Annotated in this window: 3 protein-coding genes and 1 riboswitch; all 3 genes read right to left on the bottom strand. The window is 49.1% G+C overall.

What is annotated here, in order from left to right; genetic code table 11:
* Positions 1–230 precede the first annotated feature (230 nt).
* The 3 genes from QUA00_RS36375 to cobG all read right to left on the bottom strand — a co-directional run bounded on the left by QUA00_RS36375 (position 231) and on the right by cobG (position 3,299).
* Positions 231–941, bottom strand: a complete 711-nt coding sequence (locus QUA00_RS36375) for a precorrin-2 C(20)-methyltransferase (RefSeq protein WP_333413433.1) — start codon at positions 939–941, stop codon at positions 231–233.
* Positions 938–1,567, bottom strand: coding sequence for a precorrin-8X methylmutase (locus QUA00_RS36370; protein WP_333148299.1), 630 nt, complete (start codon positions 1,565–1,567; stop codon positions 938–940). Before QUA00_RS36370 ends, QUA00_RS36375 begins: the two co-directional genes overlap by 4 nt.
* Positions 1,568–1,700: 133 nt before the next feature.
* The gene (cobG, locus tag QUA00_RS36365) at positions 1,701–3,299 is read right to left on the bottom strand and encodes a precorrin-3B synthase (protein ID WP_333148297.1); all 1,599 of its coding nucleotides are present in this window, start codon (positions 3,297–3,299) and stop codon (positions 1,701–1,703) included.
* A gap of 8 nt (positions 3,300–3,307) precedes the next feature.
* Positions 3,308–3,387, bottom strand: a riboswitch (adenosylcobalamin-variant (AdoCbl-variant) riboswitch).
* Positions 3,388–3,648: the final 261 nt, after the last annotated feature.

The raw sequence follows: 3,648 nt of genomic DNA, 5'->3' as shown, positions 1-3,648 counted from the left end.
ATTTGTTTATGATTGCTTTATTTGGTTTTCAATGTTCGTGACGGCTTTGTGTTCCGCCATGTAAATAAACATAAAGCATATTCTAAGGTTTGTAAAGTATTTTAACAACAGATTAACTGATGTAAGTTATAAGGTTAAGTTATCAATATGAAGAAAACAGGATAAAGAGGTAAGAATGCACAAAAAAGTAGGTAAAGCCTGGAAGCGCGTCGCCTTCAGGCATGGAAATATTAAGTTACAGACTTTTGCTGGCTAGGTATCATAATGAGAGCCCAATAGGGAACTTCAGCGGGCTCGACATCTGCGATCGCCCGAATTCGCTGATTCGGCATAGTTGCGCGTTCTATATACAATGCTCGATCGAACTGTCCCAACTCAATCAGTACGTCCCGGACTTTCGCAAAATGCCTCCCCAGCTTAATAATCACAGCAGCATCAACAACCGCCAGTCGATCGCGCAAAACCTCAGCCTCCAGCGTCGCAGGCATAATACTTAACACATCGTTACGATAAGTCAGCGGCACTCCCAACGCAGCCGCACTCGCCATTGTCGAAGAAATTCCCGGCACAACTTCAGTGGTAAATCTCGCCGACAAACGGTTGAATAGATACATAAACGAGCCGTAGAGAAAAGGCTCGCCCTCACACAGCACCGCCACATCCTGTCCCTCGCTCAGATGTGCGGCAATTTTGTCGGCAGCAATATCATAATAAGGTTGAGACGATCGCGTCGGACTAAAAGGCAACGGCATCGGAATCTCAATTTGCTCCGGGCGCAGATAATCAGCAACGATCGCCCGCGCCAGCACCTTACCATTTTCCATCGCCGGATAGGCAATCACCGGCACCGATTGCAAAATCCGATAAGCTTTCAATGTGATCAATTCTGGATCACCAGGGCCAATACCCAAACCGTACAATTTACCAGTAGCCTGAGTCATAATTCATCCTTTTTCGCTAACGCATTCACGGCCGCCGTTGCCATTGCACTGCCACCACGCCGCCCGTGCAACGTAATAAATGGCACTCCCCGACTGTTGGCAGCCAGTTCGGCTTTGGATTCGGCAGCCCCCACAAATCCTACCGGGAAACCCAGAATTAAAGCCGGTTTGGGTGCTCCGGCATCAAGCATTTCCAGTAGTCGGAACAAAGCAGTCGGGGCATTGCCAATGGCCACAACCGCACCCTGCAAGTTATCCAGCCATAAATCAAGCGCCGCAGCCGATCGAGTATTTCCCATTTGCCGCGCCAACTCCGGGATTTCGGAATGCCAGAGGGTGCAAATCACCGGATTGTCAGCCGGAAGGCGTTTGCGAGTGATGCCTTCGGCCACCATCCGGGCATCGCACAGGATGGGCGCGCCTGCGGAGAGGGCTTGGCGTCCGTAGGTGGCTGCACCGGGGGAAGCTGCTAAATCTGTAACAATATCGGTCATGCCACAACTGTGAATTAGTCGCACGGCTACCGATTCTAAATCGGGTGGCAAGCTTGACAAATCTGCTTCGGCTCGAATTGTGGCGAAGGATTTGGTGTAGATTTCTGTTCCGTCTCGAATGTAGTCAATCATTGTTTAAAACTGCTATGGGAATTTTGTGGGATTTGTGAAAGAGATTTTTTGAATGAACCGCGAAGGCGCAAAGGACGCGAAGGAAGAAATATCAAGAGAGATAGAAAGAGAAATGCTTAAAATTTGTCTGTTTTCATGGGATGTTTTTTCTCTTTCTATTCCGATTTTCCGTACTCAACAACTCCTGCAATTGGTCGATCGCCCGCCGATCGATAAACTCACCAAATGACTCCAATGGCTCTCGCAACCGCTGATACACCTGCAACATTCGCTCGATCGCACCGGGCATCTCGATCGCACTCACCGCCTGAAAAATTGGTCGCCCGAAGGGCAAATCTTTTCTACCCGCATAAATGTCGTAACCTTCGATCGTCTCGTGTCCTCGCTCAATCTGAATTCCCACCAGCGTGATATCAATTGGCCGGTGCTGGGCGCAGGACTTTTGGCAACCGCTGAAATGAATGTTAATCGGCAGGTCGAGCGTCAATTTTTGCGCTAAATCCCTCACCATTGCTAGGGCGTGACTTTGAGTATCTGTCGCCGCCGACGCACAGCCGCTGCTGCCGGCACAAGCCACCAAGCACGAATCTAGCCGAGTCGCTGACGAGTGCAATCCCAAATCGGCGATTTGCTGTTTTACCTCAAAAAGCTGGGAGTTGGGGATATCAGAAATCAACAGATTTTGCCACGGCGTAAGTCTCAGGGTACCGCTGGCTAGATTTTGGGCTAAATTTGCCAAATTCCGCAGTTGCTTTGATTCTAGCCTACCGAGAGGCAGTGCAATTCCCATGTAGGATAAATCCGACTGTCGCTGAGGGTGGATGCCGAGATGTCGGTGATTGGGGAGGGATTTTTCAGATGAGTCGATCGAACGGGCGGGCAAGATGCCCACCCCACAAGGAAATTCACTCTTTGTGGAACAGGCATCTTGGCTGTTTTTGGGAAATGTGCAAGATGTGAATTGCCATAAAAATGGTAAATTCTGCTGTACCCTTTCTAGATAACTTTCAACACCCCAATCTGCCAGCAGGTGACGCAAACGCGGTTTTTTCCCATCAATTCGAGGTCGATTTTTGGTGTATTCAAGATAGGTGCTAGCGAGGGCGGCTAATACTGAAATACATTGCGATTCTGGGATTAAAATTCCTGTATCGCCGTTGAAATGCAGCCGAAAAACGATTTCTGATTGGGTTGAAAGCCCTTCCGCAGCTAATAAAATATCGTTGCGTAAAGCCTGGATCGAAACCGATTCCCCGCCGTCGAAGCCAATACTGAACTTAGGCGAAAGTTCCGACAATTCGGGATGCGTTTGCAGGTAATCATCCCAAGCTTTGACTAGCGGGCGAGTATCCAGTAACTCCTGGCGATCGATCCCTGCTGTCGGGCTTGCCATAATATTGCGAATCGGGTCAACTTCAACGCGGCGAGACGCTATCCCCAATTCCTGCAAGCGGTTCCAGACTTCCGGGGCAATTTCCGAGTTCACTTCTCGGATTTGCAAATTTGCCCGATTTGTCACTTGCAAACAGCCGGTACTGTATTGATCAGCCACATCGGCGATCGTCCGACACTGCTGCGCGTTTAAAATTCCCCCCGGAATCCGCATTCTCGATAAAACTCCGTCTCGGGCTTGGGAACCGTAAAATAAACCCGGACAAGTCGGCAAATCAGTCAAAGCTAACAAATAATCTCCTCCCCGTGCTACGCAGGGAATCCAAAAGTAAACGCCCACAAAGCGCCCCCGAAATCGGCATTCTGACTTTTACAGTTGCGGCACAGCGCCGGAATTGCACCGGACTTTCCCGCTTTCAGGTTTTAGAAAGGTATCACGAGCTGACCCACAGAAAGCAAAACCCTCAACTTTCTTAACAAAACTCCTGGCGATGGCGTCGCGCCCCGCAAGCTACGCCCCTGTCTCTGGTTTCATCAGCTTTCCTAATAACCCTCATCAGTTTAACTGTCGCTAAACCCCTTTACAAAGGTTAACAATACCGTTAATAATAGAAACATCATCCGAACATTGACAACCAAATACAGCAATCATAAAACCATGACAACAACCTTACAGCAGCGCGAAAGCG

Source organism: Microcoleus sp. T2B6, assembly GCF_036700475.1.
GTDB lineage: Bacteria > Cyanobacteriota > Cyanobacteriia > Cyanobacteriales > Microcoleaceae > Microcoleus.
Note: the sequence above shows the minus strand (reverse complement) of the source record. Positions and strands in the feature narration are given on the sequence as shown.